This window comes from Streptomyces sp. A0592, assembly GCF_004795115.1.
GTDB lineage: Bacteria > Actinomycetota > Actinomycetes > Streptomycetales > Streptomycetaceae > Streptomyces > Streptomyces erythrochromogenes.
Genome location: NZ_SSBM01000001.1, coordinates 217,456 through 234,019, shown reverse-complemented (window position 1 = coordinate 234,019; position 16,564 = coordinate 217,456). Strand labels below are relative to the sequence as shown.

At 73.6% G+C, this 16,564-nt stretch carries 19 protein-coding genes; 7 read left to right on the top strand and 12 right to left on the bottom strand.

Annotated elements, in window-relative coordinates:
* Positions 1–8: 8 nt before the first annotated feature.
* Both E6U81_RS01130 and E6U81_RS01125 read right to left on the bottom strand, forming a co-directional pair.
* A complete protein-coding gene (locus E6U81_RS01130; RefSeq protein ID WP_136228129.1) occupies positions 9–638 on the bottom strand; it encodes a class I SAM-dependent methyltransferase in 630 nt (209 codons plus the stop codon).
* Positions 639–683: 45 nt separating this feature from the next.
* On the bottom strand, positions 684–1,058 hold the full coding sequence (locus E6U81_RS01125; RefSeq protein WP_136228128.1) for a YbjQ family protein: 375 nt from the start codon (positions 1,056–1,058) through the stop codon (positions 684–686).
* Between the two features lie 310 nt (positions 1,059–1,368).
* On the opposite strand from E6U81_RS01125, the gene E6U81_RS01120 reads away from it, so the two are divergent.
* The gene (locus tag E6U81_RS01120) at positions 1,369–1,881 is read left to right on the top strand and encodes an SH3 domain-containing protein (protein WP_136228127.1); all 513 of its coding nucleotides are present in this window, start codon (positions 1,369–1,371) and stop codon (positions 1,879–1,881) included.
* Positions 1,882–1,888: 7 nt separating this feature from the next.
* Here the strand turns inward: E6U81_RS01120 and E6U81_RS01115 are convergent, their stop codons facing one another.
* The 5 genes from E6U81_RS01115 to E6U81_RS01090 all read right to left on the bottom strand — a co-directional run bounded on the left by E6U81_RS01115 (position 1,889) and on the right by E6U81_RS01090 (position 6,894).
* Positions 1,889–2,254 (bottom strand): NTP pyrophosphohydrolase, encoded by a 366-nt coding sequence (locus tag E6U81_RS01115; RefSeq protein WP_136228126.1) that lies wholly within the window; start codon positions 2,252–2,254, stop codon positions 1,889–1,891.
* Between the two features lie 9 nt (positions 2,255–2,263).
* Positions 2,264–4,591 (bottom strand): RNA ligase, encoded by a 2,328-nt coding sequence (locus tag E6U81_RS40705; protein WP_240803553.1) that lies wholly within the window; start codon positions 4,589–4,591, stop codon positions 2,264–2,266.
* A gap of 57 nt (positions 4,592–4,648) precedes the next feature.
* A complete protein-coding gene (locus E6U81_RS01100; RefSeq protein WP_136228125.1) occupies positions 4,649–5,335 on the bottom strand; it encodes an epimerase in 687 nt (228 codons plus the stop codon).
* Positions 5,336–5,443: 108 nt separating this feature from the next.
* The gene (locus E6U81_RS01095; RefSeq protein WP_136228124.1) at positions 5,444–5,878 is read right to left on the bottom strand and encodes a VOC family protein; all 435 of its coding nucleotides are present in this window, start codon (positions 5,876–5,878) and stop codon (positions 5,444–5,446) included.
* Positions 5,879–5,925: 47 nt separating this feature from the next.
* Positions 5,926–6,894: a tellurite resistance/C4-dicarboxylate transporter family protein gene (locus E6U81_RS01090; RefSeq protein ID WP_240803552.1), complete on the bottom strand. Its 969-nt coding sequence runs from the start codon at positions 6,892–6,894 to the stop codon at positions 5,926–5,928.
* A gap of 349 nt (positions 6,895–7,243) precedes the next feature.
* Between E6U81_RS01090 and E6U81_RS01085 the strand changes: the two genes are divergently transcribed.
* Complete coding sequence (locus E6U81_RS01085) at positions 7,244–7,699, top strand: DoxX family protein (RefSeq protein ID WP_136228123.1); 456 nt, start codon at positions 7,244–7,246, stop codon at positions 7,697–7,699.
* Positions 7,700–7,743: 44 nt separating this feature from the next.
* Complete coding sequence (locus E6U81_RS01080) at positions 7,744–8,319, top strand: YdeI/OmpD-associated family protein (RefSeq protein ID WP_136228122.1); 576 nt, start codon at positions 7,744–7,746, stop codon at positions 8,317–8,319.
* Between the two features lie 166 nt (positions 8,320–8,485).
* On the opposite strand, the gene E6U81_RS01075 is transcribed toward E6U81_RS01080, so the two are convergent.
* Positions 8,486–8,890: a DUF5997 family protein gene (locus E6U81_RS01075; RefSeq protein WP_136228121.1), complete on the bottom strand. Its 405-nt coding sequence runs from the start codon at positions 8,888–8,890 to the stop codon at positions 8,486–8,488.
* A gap of 58 nt (positions 8,891–8,948) precedes the next feature.
* On the opposite strand from E6U81_RS01075, the gene E6U81_RS01070 reads away from it, so the two are divergent.
* The 3 genes from E6U81_RS01070 (at position 8,949) to E6U81_RS01060 (ending at position 11,396) form a co-directional block, all read left to right on the top strand.
* Positions 8,949–9,767, top strand: coding sequence for a LysR substrate-binding domain-containing protein (locus tag E6U81_RS01070; RefSeq protein WP_136228120.1), 819 nt, complete (start codon positions 8,949–8,951; stop codon positions 9,765–9,767).
* Between the two features lie 118 nt (positions 9,768–9,885).
* Positions 9,886–10,989, top strand: coding sequence for a PP2C family protein-serine/threonine phosphatase (locus E6U81_RS01065; protein ID WP_136228119.1), 1,104 nt, complete (start codon positions 9,886–9,888; stop codon positions 10,987–10,989).
* Between the two features lie 35 nt (positions 10,990–11,024).
* Positions 11,025–11,396: a VOC family protein gene (locus E6U81_RS01060; protein ID WP_136228118.1), complete on the top strand. Its 372-nt coding sequence runs from the start codon at positions 11,025–11,027 to the stop codon at positions 11,394–11,396.
* Between the two features lie 79 nt (positions 11,397–11,475).
* On the opposite strand, the gene E6U81_RS01055 is transcribed toward E6U81_RS01060, so the two are convergent.
* The 3 genes from E6U81_RS01055 to E6U81_RS01045 all read right to left on the bottom strand — a co-directional run bounded on the left by E6U81_RS01055 (position 11,476) and on the right by E6U81_RS01045 (position 14,172).
* Complete coding sequence (locus tag E6U81_RS01055; protein WP_136228117.1) at positions 11,476–13,107, bottom strand: serine/threonine-protein kinase; 1,632 nt, start codon at positions 13,105–13,107, stop codon at positions 11,476–11,478.
* 77 nt (positions 13,108–13,184) lie between these two features.
* Entirely contained in the window at positions 13,185–13,823 is a 639-nt protein-coding gene (locus tag E6U81_RS01050) for an HAD-IA family hydrolase (protein ID WP_240803551.1), read from the bottom strand.
* Between the two features lie 73 nt (positions 13,824–13,896).
* Entirely contained in the window at positions 13,897–14,172 is a 276-nt protein-coding gene (locus E6U81_RS01045; protein WP_136228116.1) for a hypothetical protein, read from the bottom strand.
* A gap of 227 nt (positions 14,173–14,399) precedes the next feature.
* Between E6U81_RS01045 and E6U81_RS01040 the strand changes: the two genes are divergently transcribed.
* Positions 14,400–15,884, top strand: a complete 1,485-nt coding sequence (locus tag E6U81_RS01040) for a cellulose binding domain-containing protein (RefSeq protein ID WP_136228115.1) — start codon at positions 14,400–14,402, stop codon at positions 15,882–15,884.
* Between the two features lie 27 nt (positions 15,885–15,911).
* Here the strand turns inward: E6U81_RS01040 and E6U81_RS01035 are convergent, their stop codons facing one another.
* Complete coding sequence (locus E6U81_RS01035; RefSeq protein ID WP_136228114.1) at positions 15,912–16,559, bottom strand: hypothetical protein; 648 nt, start codon at positions 16,557–16,559, stop codon at positions 15,912–15,914.
* Between the last annotated feature and the right edge of the window lie 5 nt (positions 16,560–16,564).

Genomic DNA, 16,564 nt, shown 5'->3' with positions numbered 1-16,564 from the left:
GCAGCCGGTCAGCGCCTGCGCCGGGCGTAGCAGAAGAGGTGCTCCTCGGGGCCCGCCAGGTCGTCTGCCGGGTGGAACGTCGCAGTGTGGTGGTGCAGTACCTCCAGGCCCCGGTCGGCCAGCCGGGCCAGGTGGTCCTCGGTGGAGAGGCTGCTGACGGTGACCTCGTGGCCCAGCCACTCGATGTCCAGGCCCCGGATGTCCCCCGGCACCGTGGCCATCACGAAGTAGCCGCCGGGAGCGGTCCACGAGGCCATCCGGTCCAGTGCCGCCGCGACTTCCGGCTGGTCCATGACCAGCAGCGGGAAGAAGGAGCACACGGCGTCGAAGCCGCCCGTCGGCGGCGTGTAGGTGCGCACGTCGGCCTGCTCGAAGCGGGCTCCCGGGACTCTGGCTCGGGCCAGGGCGACCATGGCCGGCGAGACGTCGATGCCGGTCACGTCGCAGCCGGCGCGGACCAGTGTCTCGGCGGTGGGCCGGCCGGTGCCGCTGCCCACGTCCAGTACGCGGGCTCCGGCGGGCAGCCGGGCGGTGAGCCAGTCGAGGGCCTCGACCTGGCCCGGGACCTGCCCGAACAGCTCTTCGTAGCGCTCCCCCAGAGCGTCGAACACCTCTGCCGCTGACTTGCGTCGACTCATCGGGCCGCCCCCTTCGCCTCCGGAGCAACCACCGTACAGGGACGCTCAGGTGGAGGAGGGGACGAGGACGACAGCCGTTCCGTAGGCGCAGACCTCGGTCCCGACGTCGGCGGCGTCGGTGACGTCGAAGCGCATCATCAGCACGGCGTTCGCACCGCGCGCCTTCGCCTGCTCGACGAGCCGGTCCATGGCCTGGTTGCGGGTCTGCACCAGGGTCTTGGTGAGGCCCTTCAGCTCGCCGCCGATCATCGACTTGAGTCCGGCGCCGATCTGGCTGCCCAGGTGGCGGGAGCGCACGGTGAGGCCGAAGACCTCGCCGATGACGCGCTCCACCCGGTAGCCGGGGACGTCGTTGGTCGTCACAACGAGGACGCCGCTCTCGTGCGCGCCGGCGCCGCCGCCGTAGTCATCGATACCCATGGGACCCACTCTTGCGCCGTCCGCCCGCGACCGCATCCGGGAGGCCACCCGATGTCGGCGTCGGACAGCCGGGCGCCGGCCGGGGCGAGCACGTCGCGCCCACGCGGGGCCCCGCTGCGCGGCCGTGCCCGTCCGGGGGCGGGCACGTTCGCCGCACTCCAGTGGACAGATTGGTCATATCGGGCTAAAAGCCGGTGAGTCACCGGGGATTCGGGTCCCGCCCTCGTCATAGTCGTCCGTGGCAACCGTCTGTTGCCATCCCGCGCCGCGCGCAGCGGCCGGTCGGACGTCTTCACAGAGGAGTCGGCTCATGCTGAAGCCCACCAGAACCATCCTCGCTCTCGCCGCAGGAAGCCTGGTTCTCGGTCTGGTCGGGGTGGGCGCCGCCGTCGCGGACGAGGGCCCGCAGGAGATCATCGTCGGCGAGGTGCCCGCGTCCGCGCAGCCGGGCGAGTACCCGTACGACAAGTACGCGTTCGGCAAGGTCGTCTCCAAGGGACCGCTGAAGGTCCGCAGCAAGCCCACCACCGACTCCCGCGCGGTCGGCTACGTGAAGCCGAACAGCAGGGTCGAGATCGAGTGCAAGAAGTACGGTGAGAAGGTCGACGGGAACCGCATCTGGTACCGCCTGCACGTCGAGCGCGAGGACTGGGAGAACGGCTCCGGCCGCGAGGACCGCGAGGACCGCGAGGACGGCGAGGAGCGCGAGGACGGCGAGGAGCGCCAGCGCCAGGAGCCGAACCGCGCGAAGGCCTACGAGAAGGAGCAGTGGGTCTCCGCCCGCTACGTCAAGAACCTCTCCGAGGTGAAGTACTGCCGCTGACCCCTGGTCAGCACGGTCGGCCCACCGGGCGTACGGCACGCGGTCCCACGCACCGCGCACCGTGCGCCCGGACCCGTTCGCGCAGTTCGCGGTCGGCCGTGACCACGACCACCGAGCAGCCGTCGCGCACATGGGCCGCGGCCAGCTCCACGATCAGGTCGTCGCCGCTGCCGGGCGCCGCCTCGACCCGTACGCCGGGCACGGACCCGACGCCGCGGGCGGCGCCTTCGACGACGAGGACGATCTCCTCGCCGTCGTCCCGGGCGGCCAGCCGGTCGCGCAGCCGCTCGGCCGCACCGCGCCGGTCGCGCCACCAGCCGTCCGGCACCGAGCCGACGACGTTCGCGGCATCGACGATCAGCACGTTCCTCACACGGGCACTCTAGAAGTCGCCGTAGTTGACCTGCCAGGTGGGCAGGCCCATGCGGCGCCAGATGGCGACGACCCGGTCGCGGTCGTCGAGCGACACCCGTACCGCGTAGCGGTGGCGCACGTGAGCGTCGAACAGCTCCGCCTTGACCACGTCGTCGCGGCGCGTGTCGCCCTTCGCACGCATCCAGAGCTCGTCGTACGGCACCCGGTGGCGGCGCAGCCAGGACTCCGTCTGCTGCCGGTACTCCTCGCTGCGGCCCGACAGCAGCACGATGACGTCGCCGTCCGCGCGCCGGAAGGCGTCCAGCGCGTGCCGCACCGGCTCGTTGAGCAGGTCGAGCTCGCAGCGCGTGAAGTCGTACGGACCCCGGTCGCCGGTCAGTGCGAGCGTGCCGTCGATGTCGCACATCACCGCCGCCGGCAGCGCCGGGTCGGGGACGTACGCCGTCACGGGCGGCGCGGCCACCGCGCCCTGGGCCCCGTTCATCCACTCCGCCGTGAGCCGCCAGCCGCCCTTGCGGGCGTTGCGGTGCTTCTCGGCCAGGATGCGGATGACCTCCTCGCCGACCTGGCGTTCGCGGGCGGCGTCCCGGCGCAGGCACTCCTCCAGCGGGACGTCGGTGAAGTCGTGCACGACGAAGGTCGCGAGACCGCCGACGGCCGCCTTCAGCCGCTTCGGGATGTTCTTGGTCAGGTGGGTGTTGTCGACGACCACGTCGAAGCCGCCGTCGACGGCCGCGCGGACGGCAGCGTCCTGGATCGCCAGGACCGTCTGCTCGTGGGCGAAGCTGCGGCCCCGCCCGGGGTCCGGCAGGTCGAGCATGGCCCGCAGGTCGTCGAGGTTGACGCGGCGCATGCGGCCGCCGGCCTCGGCCTGGAGGGCGCGCGCGGCCGTCGTCTTGCCGGAGGCCGGCAGACCCGTCATGACATGGACGACGGGCAGCGGAGCCTCCCGCTCCGCGGGGCGGTCGGGCCGGTCCGCCGCCGGCGCCGGAATCCGCGGCGCCGGCTGCGGGGCGCGGGCGGGCGCGGGCGCGGCGGCGGGCGTCGGCCCGGTCGCGGACGGGCGCTCCTGTGCGGGCGTCCGCTCCCGCGCGGGCGCGGTCCGGTCGTCCTCCTCGGACACGGTCCTGTCCTCCTCGTCGGTGATGTACGGGTCGGCGGCGTCCGGCCGGACCCTGCGCCAGGTGGTGAGCTCGGTCGGCCGGCCGTCGAGCCGCAGGAACATCGCGGGCCGGACGGCGCGGTCGGTCAGCTGCGCGACCGCCCGGGCGAACGCCCCCCGGTCGGCGGCCAGGTGTGCGAGACCCGCGTAGGCCTCGTCGATCGCGCGCTCGTGGCGGGCGGCGGACTCCTCCAGGCCGGCGATGACCTCGCGCACCCAGTGGTCGAACTCGTCGGGCACCTGCTCCAGCAGGGCGTCGAGGGGCTTACCGCCCCAGGCCTCGATGTCGGCGACGGTGCAGTTGAGGCCCTGGGCGAGCTGCTTGGCGGGCAGGCCGGCGAAGCGCTGGATGCCGTGGCCGCGCCAGATGTCCCGCGCGGTCACGCCGGTGAGCACCTTGTGCAGGCGTACATATTCGGACAACTTGGCCTTGGCGCGCACGCCGGAGGCGAAGCGCAGGACGAATCCCTCCGCGTCCATGCCGTTGGCGGCGGATCCACCGGGCAGGGTGTTGGACTCGGCCAGTGCGAGCAGCTCGTCGAGGGGCATGGCGGGCCACACCGTGACGACGGAACCGATCCCGTCCCAGTGGGTCGCGGCCTCGGCGAGAGGGACCTCGGTGCCGTCCGTGCGGAAGGCAGCGAGGAGGACGAGGTCGCGCCGGTCGCCGTAGTCGACGACGATGCGGTTCTGCGGGTACAGGATCTCCGCGAGGTAGGTGGTGCCCGGGTGCAGGGCCGCGGTGTCGGCGCCGTCGAGCCGACGCTGCGCCCAGGTGGCCTGGGCGCTGGTGAAGGACCCCTTGGAGGCGACCCGCCAGCGTCCCGCGTAGTGGAAGACGATCGCGAGGCTGCCGTCGACCTTGTCGTACACCTCGAACGGCTCGTCGGGGAGGGCCGGGGCGTACGGCTGGCCGGACTCGTGCTCGCCGACGTTGAAGAACTTCGGCAGCGGCAGGGCGACGATCGCGCCGGTCTCGTCGTCGGCGACGAGACCGCGGCAGCGTGTGGTGACCTCGTCCCAGACGCGCTCGTACTGGGCCGTCCGCGTGTACGTGTAGATGGACAGCGGCAGTTCGGGGTGCGACTTGCGGGTCACGTACCCGGCGTCGATCGAGTCCGCCAGCGCCTGGGCGGGCAGCAGGTCATGCAGAGTCAGGGTCTCCTGGCTCATGGGGTCCTCCCGGTTTGAGATGGCTCATTCTCGCCTGCGGGAGGGTGTGCCCGGTAGTCAATTATGCCTGGTCGGGGCCCCTCCCAGGCGGTTGATGTCAGCGGGCCGCAGGATGTGGCCCGGAACCTCGGTGCCGGGAGTGGCAACGGCGATCATGGCGCGGCCGAAGGCCTCGGAAGTGATCACGAGGTCCGGCGCGAACCGCCGCAGCAGCGGGACCAGCGGTGCGGTGACGGCGTAGAGGACGCGGTAGAGCCGGGTCCTGGACGGGACGCCGCGCACCGGCTGGACGATGCCGGGGCGGAACATGTAGGCGCGGAAGGGGAGTTCCAGCAGGTCGTTCTCGGTCTTCCCCTTGACGCGGGCCCACATGGAACGGCCCCGTCCGGTGCTGTCCGTGCCCTCCCCGGAGACGTACACGAAGGTCATGCCCGGGTTGGCCGCAGCGAGCGGCCGGGCGACCGCGAGGGTCAGGTCGTACGTGACGCGCCGGTAGTCCTCCTCCTTCATGCCAACGGAGGAGACGCCCAGGCAGAAGAAGCAGGCGTCGAGGGTGGCCGGGTCGACCCCGGCGGCGGACAGGTCGGACGGGTCGTCCTGCACCCGCTCGCGCAGCTTGGGGTGGGTGACGCCGAGCGGGGAGCGGCCGATGGCCAGCACGCTGTCGACCGAGTCGTCGCGCAGGCATTCGCGCAGGACGCCCCGGCCGAGCATCCCGGTCGCGCCGAAGAGGATGACGTTCACCCGTGGAAGCGTAGGTGCTGGCGGGCCTCGGCGCGCGGGGGCGGCGGCGGGGCGGAGACAGTGGCGGTGGCGGGTTGCGCCGTGGGACGCGGCGGGACCTCGTACGCGTCAGTGGGAAACGCAGAGTTCGTTGCCCTGGGGGTCGGCGAGGGTCGTCCACGTACTGGGGCCCTGGCGGCCCTCGTGGAGGTGCTTGGCTCCCTTGGCGACGAGGCGCTCGACCAGCTCCTTCGGGTCGTCGTCACCGGTGCGGACGTCCAGGTGCACCCGGTTCTTCACGGTCTTGGGCTCCGGGACGAACTGGAAGAGGATGCGCGGCGCGCCTTCCGGTCCCCCGGGGTGGCGGATCGCCGCGCCCACCTTCCAGACGAGGATGCCGCGGTGGGTGGTGGTGTCGTCCTCGGTCGCGTGCCCCGCGGCGATCAGGCCGCGGATGAACGGCTCGTCGCTGGGTTCCACTTCCCAGCCGAGGGCGTCGGCCCACCAGTCGGCGAGCGGGTGCGGGTCGGGCGAGTCGATGGTCACCTGGAACGTGTAGGCCATGCCGGGACCCTACTGACCGGGCGCGGGCCGCGCCACAGGAAGGGCTCTCACGCCGGCGGGCTGCCCGGGCGGGGCGGGCGCCGGGCGGCGAGGTGGGAGGAGACGAGCACCGCGACGGTGAGCACCCAGGCCGCGACGGCGATCCACAGCAGGAACTCCCCCAGCGGCACCAGCCAGGCGATGCCGGCCGGTTCGGCGACCGAGAGGCAGGCGGTGGCCGTCATGCCGAGGGGGAAGACGGTGGCCCAGCGCCGGATGTCGTAGCGCGGCCGGGGGTGGCGCAGTTCGGCGACGAGGAGGACGACGTACCAGACGAGGGACAGGGCCAGGGCGGCGAGCGTGACGGTACGCAGAGCCGTGTGCGCCGAACCCGACCAGACGGGTGACGCGGTGAGCTTGGATCCGGCCAGGGCGGAGATGGAGAGCGCCCCGCCGGCCACCCAGTGGTCGCCCGCACCGCCCACCACCTCGCGCAGGTCGAACCTGAAGAGGGCGGCCACGTACAGCAGCAGTCCGAGGCAGAAGGCGGCCAGCGCCGCCCGGGCCAGCCAGTCCTGGTGGCAGGCGGCGGCGAGGGCCGCAGCGAGGACCGCGAGCCCCTGCGTGGCCACGCAGCCGAGGAAAGCGCCTCCGGGCATGCGCCGGCGCCAGTGCCGCACCACGTTGAACAGCAGACCCGGCCAGAGCAGCGCGGCCAGTGCCAGCAGGGCCGCGGCCACGGTCTGCCAGCCGAGGAGGGAGAGCCGGGTGCCGATGACGGTGGTCGCGGCGACGGCCGTCAGGGCGGCCGGGGTGTCGGCCTCGGCACGGAACCGCCCGCGGTCGCCCACGAGCCGGACCGTGAAGTCGACGGCGAGGACGAGCCACAGGGCGACGGCGATGACCAGGGCGGCCAGCGACGACGTCCGGTGTCCCGTCATCTGCAGGGCCACGGAGATGATGCCCGTGGCCATGACGGCGGCTCCCGCCGCCGGCGGGAGACCTGCCCACCAGCCCGGGCCGGGGAGGATGCTCACGCCTCCAGCGGACCCCACGGGTCGGCGGGCCGCCAGCGGGCGGGTCCGCCCGGCGCCCAAACCTCTTGCGCGGAAGATCAACAGAACGTGCGCGCGATGCAACCGGGCAGGGCGCTGCCCGGTCCCGGGCTCGGGGTGGGACGAAGACCTGCCGGTCCGTCACAGGGGAACGGACCGGCGGGTCCCCCTCGTCGGCCTGGCCCGCCCGCCGGAGCCGGGGGCGTCCGGCCCGGTGGCCGGAACTCACGCTTGTCACGCCCATTAGGGCTACCTAACCTATGGCTCGCTCGCGTTCGAGCACGTTCGGCACGACTTCGGGACCCGTCCCCGACCGAAGGAGCCTCCCCCCATGAACGCACGTCTCGACCACGCCCAGCCCTACGCCGTCGGCCTGTTCCGGATCGTCACGGGCCTGCTGTTCGCCTCGCACGGGGCGGCCTCCCTCTTCGGCGTCCTCGGCGGCGCCCACGGCGGCGGCACCGTCGCGGCCGGCACCTGGCCCGGCTGGTACGCGGCCGCCATCCAGCTGGTCGCCGGCGCCCTGGTCCTCCTGGGCCTGGGCACCCGCGCGGCCGCCTTCGTCGCCTCCGGATCCATGGCGTACGCGTACTTCACGGTGCATCAGCCCGGTGCGCTCTGGCCGCTGCAGAACGGTGGCGAGGCCTCCGCGATGTTCTGCTGGGCCTTCCTGCTCCTGGTGTTCACCGGACCCGGCGCGCTCGCGCTGGACTCCCTGTTCGCGTCGCGCACCTCGCCCTCCTCCGGGCACCGCGACGAGTCCCGCCCGGAGACCGTGACCGCCTGAGGAATCGATTCTGCGACAGGTGGGCGGCCGATAGCCTGTCGCGCATGGACGAACTCAACGGGGTGGAGATCGTCGGCTTCGAGGACGCCGAGGCGTTCGAGAGCTGGCTCGCCGAGCACCACACGCGCCAGGAAGGGGTGTGGATCAAGCTCGCGAAGAAGAAGTCCGGCATCCCGTCGGTCACCGACGACGAGCTCGTCGACATCGGGCTCTGCTACGGCTGGATCTCCGGGCAGCGGCGCTCTCTCGACGAACTCCACTACCTGCAGAAGTACGTGCCCCGCCGGCCGAGGAGCCTGTGGTCGCAGGTCAACGTGGACAAGGTCGCGGCGCTGACCGCCGCGGGCCGGATGCGTGAACCGGGGCTCGCCGAGGTGCGCAGGGCGCAGGCGGACGGCCGCTGGGTCGGCGCCTACGCCTCCCAGCGGACCGCGGGAGTGCCGGAAGACCTCGCGGCGGCGCTGGCGGCCCGCCCCGAGGCCCGTGCCGCCTTCGAGGCACTGGACCGGACCGGGCGCTACCTGGTGGCCCTGCCCCTGCTCCAGGCGCTGACGCCGGAGACCAGGCGGGCCCGGCTGGAGCGGGCCGTGCGCCTGCTGGCCGGTGACCCTCCGCAGTGATCCGGTGAGCCGGTAGTCCGGTGGGCAGTGGGCGGGCGGGCCGGTGGGCCGGGCCGCTCCTGCCGGGCCCGGAACAGCGCGTCAGGCCCGGCCTCCCCCGCGAGGGAAGGCCGGGCCTGACGGGGATCCGGGGGAATCCGGGACCGGGAAGCCGGACCGCGTCGGGTCAGGACTCCTGGTTGCGCGCCTTGTCGGCCCGCTCGGCGTTGCGCTCCTTGATGCGCACCGCCTCCTTGCGGACGTCGGCCTGGGTGGCCCGCTCCCGCTGGAGCCACTCGGGGGACTCCTGCTTCAGCGCCTCGATCTGTTCGGTGGTGAGCGGCTCGGTGACTCCGCCGCGGGCGAGGCCCGCGATGGAGACGCCCAGCTTGGAGGCGACCACCGGGCGGGGGTGCGGACCGTTGCGGCGCAGCTCCTGGAGCCACTCGGGCGGGTCGGCCTGCAGCGCACTCAATTCACTGCGCGAGACGACACCCTCCTGGAACTCTGCGGGGGTGGCCTCGAGGTACACGCCCAGCTTCTTCGCCGCGGTCGCGGGCTTCATCGTCTGGGTGTTCTGGTGCGACGTCATGAGGTCAAGGGTATCGAGCGTGTGCACGGGTTCCGACCACGCCCGGTAACCTTGCGGGGTGACAGGCTCGGAAGTACCCCATGCGTTCCGGCTCGCTTATGTCCCCGGCGTGACCCCTGCCAAGTGGGTACGGATCTGGAACGAGCGGCTGCCCGACGTCCCGCTGACCCTCGCCCAGGTCTCCTCCGCCGAGGTCTTCGGCGTACTGCGCGCCGGTGAGGCCGACGCCGGATTCGTCCGGCTCCCGGTCGACCGTGCGGATCTCAGCGCGATCCCCCTCTACACCGAGACCACGGTGGTCGTCGTCCCGAAGGACCACCTCGTGGCGGCGGCCGAGGAGGTCACCACCGAGGACCTCGCCGACGAGGTCGTGTGGCATCCCCTCGACGACTCACTCGACTGGGAGAAGCTGCCGGGACAGCCCGCGATCGAGCGGCCCGCCACGACGGCGGACGCGATCGAGCTGGTGGCGGCGGGCGTGGGCGTACTCGTCGTGCCCCAGTCCCTGGCCCGTCTGCACCACCGCAGGGACCTCACCTACCGGCCGGTCTCGGACGCCCCCACGTCGCGGGTCGCGCTGTCGTGGCCGCAGGAGGAGCCCACTCCCGACCTGGTGGAGGCGTTCATCGGGATCGTCCGCGGCCGGACGGTGAACAGCACGCGGGGCCGTCAGCAGACGCCTCCGCAGCCGAAGGCGAAGCGCAAGGCGCCGGAGAAGGCCGCGGGTACGGGCAAGGGCGCCGGCGCCCGGCGCGGGGCCGGGGCCGGGGCCGGAAAGCCCGCCTCCGGGAAGTCGGCGGGGAAGAATCCGCGCGGCGGCGCCGGCGGGGCCAAGGGCGGCGGCGCCAAGGGCGGCAAGCCCCGCCGGCGTCCGTAGCACCGGGGCACCGGGCCCCTCGCCGGGAGGCGGGCCGACTGAACCGTCGGTGGACCGGCCGGTCCACCGACGGCCTGGCCTCGGGGATCACGATCGCCTCCCGGTGTATGCAGGTGGGATGGATCTCCGGCCGCCGCCCCCGCGCCACCACCGGTCCCGGCAGCTGAGCCACGCGCAGCTGGTGGCCCCGTTCGTGCTCATCGCCGTCGTGACGGTGGTCGACATCCTCGCCCCGCCCGAGGTGCACCTCGGACCGTTCCTGGCCGCCGCACCGGCCATGACGGCTTCGTTCGCGGGGCCCCGGATGACGGCGTTCGTGGGTCTGGTGGCCGTGCTGGCCCAGGTGATCGTCTCGGCGACGCGCACCACCCTGACCGACCTGAACCACACCTTCCAGATCATCGCACTCGTCATGATCTCGGTGTTCGTGACCTTCTTCGCCCACCTGCGGGAGGTGCACGAGAAGGAGGTGGTACAGCTGCGCACGGTGGCCGAGACCGCCCAGCAGGTGGTCCTGAGGCCGCTGCGCGACCGGATCGGCCCGCTCGGCGTCGCCTCGGTCTACCTGGCCGCGGCGGCGGAGGCGCAGATCGGCGGCGACCTGTACGCGGCCGCCCGTACGGCCACGGGGACGCGGCTGATCATCGGCGATGTCCGCGGCAAGGGCCTGGAGGCGGTCGGGGACGCCGCGCTCGTACTCGGCGCCTTCCGGGCCTCCGCCCACCAGGAGGCCGGGCTCTCCGGACTGGTGGACTACCTGGAGGCCGCGGTCTCCGCGGACCTGGACGGCGGGGACGAGGGCGAGAGCTTCGTGACCGCGGCCGTGCTGGAGATCCCGGACGACGAGCCGGTGCTGCGCCTGATCAGCTGCGGCCACCCGCCGCCTCTGGTCCTGCTCCGCGACGGCGGAACCGTGGGGCTCGACGTGGCCCGGTCCGCGCCCCCGCTGGGTCTCGCCGGGCTCGTGGCCGGGGCGGTCGCCGCCCAGACCTTCGCCTTCGGTCCCGGCGACGTCCTGCTCCTGTACACCGACGGCGTCCTGGAGGCGCGGGACCGGGCGGGCACCTTCTATCCCCTCGCGGAGCGCGTCGCCGCATGGACCGGCATGCGCCCGCAGGCGCTCCTGGACCACCTGTGCGAGGACCTGCTCGCGCACGCGGCCGGGAACAGGCTCGACGACGACGCCGCGATGGTCGCGGTCGAGCGGCCCGCGGGGCCCTGAGCGGGACTCCGGCCGCGGTTTGCCAGAATCGGATCATGCTGACCATCGGGACGATCGTCATGGGCGCCGCGGACGTGCGGCGGGCCGCGGAATTCTGGTCCGGGGCGCTGGGTTACGTGCCCCGCGACGGCGAGGTGGACGACGGCTGGACCGTGCTGGTCCCGGCCGGCGGCGGCGGGCCCGGACTGGCGCTCGGGCGCAGCGTCACACCCGTTCAGGAGCACCCCCGCGTCCACCTCGACCTGTACGCGGCGGACGCGGCCGAGCAGGCGGCAGAGGTGGCGCGCCTGGTGGCGCTGGGGGCCCGGCACGTGGACTGGGACTCGTACCCGGAGGACCCGGACTTCGTGGTGCTGGCGGACCCGGAGGGCAACCGCTTCTGCGTGATCGACACGGCCCACGGCTGACTCCGCCGGGGCGCGGGGGCGAGGCGGATCCACGGCCGGGGGCGTGAGGCCTGGGGCGGTGGGCGGGCCGGGCCGCCGGTCAGAGGGCGAGCGTGCGCCAGCCCTGGGTGATCTGGTCCCGCACCGCCCGCGGATCGGGCAGCGGGCGCCGCTCCTCCCGGTGCGCCGTCAGGAGCTCGACGAGGGCCGCGCCGTCGGCGGGGCGCCCGGCCGGGTCGACGGCCAGGGCCCGCTCGACGGCTGCGGCGAGGGCCGGGTCGAGCGCCCGTACGGCCGCCAGCGCGGCGGGCTCGGGTCCGGTGTCCACGATCCGGCGGATCACCGCGCCCGTACTGGTCGCCGAGAACGGGCTGGTGCCGTGGGCGGCGCAGACCACGCAGCAGGCCCACGCCCAGACGTCGGCGGCCGTGCCGACGGGTTCGTCGCCGAACTGCTCCGGTGCCATGTAGGTGAGGGTGCCCGGTCCGCCGCCGGTGCGGGTCAGCCTGGTGCCGTCGACCAGTGCCGCGATCCCGAAGTCGAGCAGGCGCGGCCCGGCGGTGGTGAGCATGATGTTGGCGGGCTTGTCGCGGTGGACCAGGCCGAGCCGGTGTACCCCGGAGAGCGCGACCGCGAGGGCCAGCGCGAGGGCCCGCAGCGCCTGCGGGGAGCCGATCGGGCCCCGCTCCCGCAGATGGACGTCGAGGGGGCGGCCGTCCAGCAGCTCCATGGCCAGGTAGGGGCGTCCGGCGTCCACCCCGGCGTCGAGCACCCTGGCGGTGTACGCGCCGGACACCATGGAGAGCACCTCGACCTCGCGCTCGAACCGGAGCAACAGCTCCGCGTGGTGGAGGAGTTCGGGGTGGATGGTCTTCAGGGCCACCTGGGTCGCCGCGCCCTTGCGCCGGGCGAGGTACACCGTGCCCATGCCGCCGGCCCCGATCCGGCCGAGCAGCCGGTACCCGGCGAGGGACTGCGGCTCGTCGGGGTGCAGCGGCCGGCACGCGATCTGCGGTGCGGCCGCCGCCGCCATGGCGGCGGCGGCCGGATCGGTCTGCGTCGGCACGTACGTGACGGGGTGCGCGGGCCGAGACGGCACGAAGGGCGGCACCAGCGGGGTGAGCGGGGCGGCGGTGTCGCGCGCGGCCCGGGGCCTCGCGCCGGCCATGAGGGCGACGAGCTGGAACACGAGGGCGCCGAGGGCCAGTCCGACGGGGGCGGCCAGGCCGACCAGCAGTCCCAGGACGGGGAGTACCACCAGCCGTACGGTCGCAGGGCGCGACGCACGGTCACCGCTGCCGCCACGGCTGCCGAGCAGGATGCGCTGCGTCAGGAACCACAGGAGCAGCCAGAGCGCCAGGACGCAGGCACCGCCGCCGAGGAAGCAGGTCCGGGCGGTCGCGAGGGGGATGCCGAACTCCAGGGAGAGGGCGAAGGGCTCCCCCCACAGGAGCGGTTCCGCCAGCAGGTCGAAGCCGGGGAGGGACCCGCGCAGTGCCGGCAGCAGTGCCACCAGGAGCAGCCCGCCCCCGAGCCCCGTGACCAGTTCGCCGAGGGCCGCGGCAGAGCCCCCCGTGGGCGCCGTACGGCCCTCGCGTACGGCCGCTGCCCGCTCGCGCACGGCCCGCTGGGCCCGTAGCAGCAGCGGCAGCGACACCAGCCGGAGCGCCAGCGCCGAACCCGCCACGATCAGGACGCCCAGACTCAGTGACGTGTCCGCGTACTCCGCCATGGCTCCCCCGAGTTGCCCTGCACGTGCCAACCGGCCGAGGAGGTGGAGTATAGATCCGCGGAACGCCGCCCCCGCACTCAGCGCTCGCGGGACTGCGGCCCCTCCTCGCCGAACAGCGGCGCGAGCGTCCGACGCAGATCGCCGACCCGGCGGTAGTGGAGGGCGCCCATCCCCACCCGGCGCGCCGCGACGACGTTGGCGGCCGTGTCGTCGACGAAGAGGCAGCGATCGATCGCGACACCGAGTCGTTCGGCGGCGATGCGGTAGACCCGCGCGTCGGGCTTGGCGACCCCGATACGGGCGGTGTTCACGACGCGGTCGGCCAGACCGGTGAGCCCCTGTCGTTCCAGGTCCCGTTCCAGCCGGGTGGTCGCGTTGGAGACGAGCGCGACGGACGCCGTCCTCCTCACGCCGCGCAGCAGGGCAACCACTTCCTGATCGACCGCGGGAACGAGGTCCGACCACGCCCGGACCGCGGCGAGGGCCCGCTCGCGGGATCCGCAGGCGTCGGCGAGGTCGGCCGCGACCGCGGACCGCCACTGCTCGTCGCTGATCTCTCCGGTGACGGCGGGCCGCAGTCGGCCGGGGGCGAAGGCCGCGGCCGCGAGGGCACCGGGGCGCAGGCCGTTGGCCCGCTCCAGCGCGTCGGCAGCGGGCCAGTGGCGGATGACGCCGTCGATGTCGCACAGCACGGCGTCGTAGGGGCGCAGGGTCACGATGGGAAATCCCTCCCCCGCCGAGGGTACAGCCCGCACCGCAACTCCGGTCCCGCTGGCCCGGCTTACCCGCCTAGCGGGGTTCGTGGGCCGCGAGGCGGCAGGCGCCGGTGGCCGCGCCGCCCGGGACACCGGCCTCGGCGAGGCCGTTCACGCAGCCCTGGAGGTCTCCGACCACGCCGCGCCGGCAGGCGGCCGTGACGGCGTCGGTGGTCGCCGTGCCGGCCTGCGCGGCCATCTGCGTGCAGGCCGGGATGTCCGCCGGAGCGGTCGGGGCGGCGGCGACGATGCCGCCGAGGGTGAGGACCAGGCCGGTGAGGACCCCGGCGGTCCGGATGGGCTTTCGCATGGGACACACCTCGCCCGCGGTCGTTTCCGTGCCCCCTTCCACCGTACGACCGACGGCACCGCCCCACACCGCGAGCCGGCCGCCGCTTCCTGATGTCCCGCTTTCCCCTTCCTTAAGCGGAACCTAAGACTCATCAGGGCCGCACCGAAACGAACGAATGTCCGTTTCGGTGCGGCTAGCGTGCTGCCACAACCCCAACTCCCCAGTAACACAGAGGCAGGCACGCGATGGGCAGCACAGTCGGTCACCGGCGCAGGACGAGTCGTACGGCGAGGGTCACGGGCGCCATCGTGGCGGCAGCGGTGATCGGCGGTGCGGCCTTCGCGCTCACCGGGACCGCCCACGCCGGCTCCGTCGGCGCCGTCTACACGAAGTCCAGCTCCTGGAGCGGTGGTTACACCGGGCAGTACGTCATCACCAACAGCACCGGCCAGGCCCAGCAGGGCTGGACGCTGGAGTTCGACCTGCCGGCGGGCACGAAGATCGACTCGCTCTGGAACGGCACCCACACCGCCGCCGGGCAGCGCGTCACCGTGAAGCCCGCGAGCTGGAACGGGCAGCTGGCGGCCGGCGCCTCCGTCACCGTCGGCTTCGTCGCGAGCGGCTCCGGCGCGCCCGGCGACCCGACGGGCTGCCGCATCAACGGGGTGAAGTGCTCCGTGGACCAGGGCGCGACGGCCCAGCCGAGCGGGCGCCCCACCGCCCGTCCCACCGCCACCGCGGCCCCGACCACGGCCCCGACCGCGTCGGCCACCTCCGCCGCGCCGACCCGCACCGCGACGCCCTCCCCCACGGCGACCGCTCCCGCCCCGGTCGGCGGCGGGGCGCGCTTCGCCCCGTACGTGGACACCTCGCTGTACCCCGCGTACGACCTGCTGGACACCGCCGCGCAGACCGGGGTGAAGGAGTTCCACCTGGCCTTCATCACCTCCGGCGGCAGCTGCGCACCGCTGTGGGGCGGCGTCACCGATCTCGCGAACGACAAGGTCGCCGCGCAGATCGGTGCGCTTCGCGCCAAGGGCGGCGACGTCCGGGTGTCCTTCGGCGGCGCCGCCGGCCACGAACTCGCCCTGAACTGCGCCACCGTGGACGATCTCGCCGCCGCCTACGGAAAGGTCGTCGACCACTACCGGCTCACCAAGGTCGACTTCGACATCGAGGGCGCGGCCCTGCCGGACACGGCCGCCAACGCGCGCCGCGCGCAGGCCATCGCCAAGCTCCAGAAGGCCCGTCCGGGGCTCGACGTGGCCTTCACGCTGCCCGTGATGCCCGAGGGCCTGACCCAGCCGGGCGTGGCACTGCTGGCCGATGCCCGGAAGAACGGCGTCCGCGTCGATGCCGTCAACATCATGGCGATGGACTACGGTCCGGCGTACAGCGGGGACATGGGGCAGTACGCGATCCAGGCCGCGACGGCGACCCAGGCCCAGATCAAGGGGGTGCTCGGGCTCTCCGACGCCGCGGCGTGGAAGGCCGTGGCCGTCACACCGATGATCGGCGTCAACGACGTGACCAGCGAGATCTTCACCGTCGCGGACGCGACGCAGCTTGTGGAGTTCGCGGCGTCGAAGGGGATCGGCAGGCTGGCGATGTGGTCCTCCACGCGTGACAAGCAGTGCGCGGCCGGAGCCGTCAACCACGCTGACGCCACGTGCAGTTCGATCCTCCAGCAACCGCTGGCCTTCACCAGGGCGTTCGCCGCCCTCAAGTAGCGGACGCCCTGGCCGGTTTCGGCCGGATCAGGCCAGGATGCCCGCGCGGGTGGCGATGTCGAGCGCCACGTCGACGCGCGGCGCGGGGCGGCCCTCGGCGGCGGCCGCGGTCAGCAGGGCCGTCACCGCGCCGGCGTCGGCCCTGCCCTCCCGTACGAGCGCCGCGAACCGGTCGACGGTCTCGGCGAGGGCCCGCTCGTGCACGTGGGGGACGTCGAAGGAGGAAGCCGTCAGCCCGAGGAACTCCTCGTGCGAGCCGACCCAGGGCGCCGCTCCGTCCAGCCCGTCCTCGCGCACCTCCTGCGGGTACGGGATGCGGTGCCAGGCGCCGTTCTCCCACCAGTAGACGAAGCCGAACATGTTGCCGGCGGCGTCGTCCCGCAGGAGGTCCCAGGGCAGCCAGTCGGGCCCGCCCGCCAGGAAGTCGATCTGCTCGCCGTCGACGTGGGTGTGGCTGCCGTCGGGGTCCTGCCCGCAGAACACTGCGCGTCCCCCGGCGAACACGCTGAGGCGCCACCAGCCGTCACCGCCCGTGCTGTGGCACCACACGCCGTCCTCGTCGAGGGCGAACTCCGTGCGGGTGGAGCAGGCGGCGTCGACCATGGCCATGATCACCGCCCTGGACCACAACTGCTCGGGGTGGTCGAGGTCTTCGGGCCGGCTCGGCGTGTGCATCTGCG

What these genes read in the sequence shown, in the direction of transcription:
- E6U81_RS01120 (WP_136228127.1), top strand. Translation starts at nt 1,369, where the DNA reads ATGCTGAAGCCCACCAGAACCATCCTCGCTCTCGCCGCAGGAAGCCTG.
- E6U81_RS01125 (WP_136228128.1), bottom strand. Translation starts at nt 1,058, where the DNA reads ATGGGTATCGATGACTACGGCGGCGGCGCCGGCGCGCACGAGAGCGGC.
- E6U81_RS01130 (WP_136228129.1), bottom strand. Translation starts at nt 638, where the DNA reads ATGAGTCGACGCAAGTCAGCGGCAGAGGTGTTCGACGCTCTGGGGGAG.
- E6U81_RS01060 (WP_136228118.1), top strand. Translation starts at nt 11,025, where the DNA reads ATGCTGACCATCGGGACGATCGTCATGGGCGCCGCGGACGTGCGGCGG.
- E6U81_RS40705 (WP_240803553.1), bottom strand. Translation starts at nt 4,591, where the DNA reads ATGAGCCAGGAGACCCTGACTCTGCATGACCTGCTGCCCGCCCAGGCG.
- E6U81_RS01035 (WP_136228114.1), bottom strand. Translation starts at nt 16,559, where the DNA reads ATGCACACGCCGAGCCGGCCCGAAGACCTCGACCACCCCGAGCAGTTG.
- E6U81_RS01065 (WP_136228119.1), top strand. Translation starts at nt 9,886, where the DNA reads ATGGATCTCCGGCCGCCGCCCCCGCGCCACCACCGGTCCCGGCAGCTG.
- E6U81_RS01095 (WP_136228124.1), bottom strand. Translation starts at nt 5,878, where the DNA reads ATGGCCTACACGTTCCAGGTGACCATCGACTCGCCCGACCCGCACCCG.
- E6U81_RS01040 (WP_136228115.1), top strand. Translation starts at nt 14,400, where the DNA reads ATGGGCAGCACAGTCGGTCACCGGCGCAGGACGAGTCGTACGGCGAGG.
- E6U81_RS01075 (WP_136228121.1), bottom strand. Translation starts at nt 8,890, where the DNA reads ATGACGTCGCACCAGAACACCCAGACGATGAAGCCCGCGACCGCGGCG.
- E6U81_RS01085 (WP_136228123.1), top strand. Translation starts at nt 7,244, where the DNA reads ATGAACGCACGTCTCGACCACGCCCAGCCCTACGCCGTCGGCCTGTTC.
- E6U81_RS01055 (WP_136228117.1), bottom strand. Translation starts at nt 13,107, where the DNA reads ATGGCGGAGTACGCGGACACGTCACTGAGTCTGGGCGTCCTGATCGTG.
- E6U81_RS01080 (WP_136228122.1), top strand. Translation starts at nt 7,744, where the DNA reads ATGGACGAACTCAACGGGGTGGAGATCGTCGGCTTCGAGGACGCCGAG.
- E6U81_RS01045 (WP_136228116.1), bottom strand. Translation starts at nt 14,172, where the DNA reads ATGCGAAAGCCCATCCGGACCGCCGGGGTCCTCACCGGCCTGGTCCTC.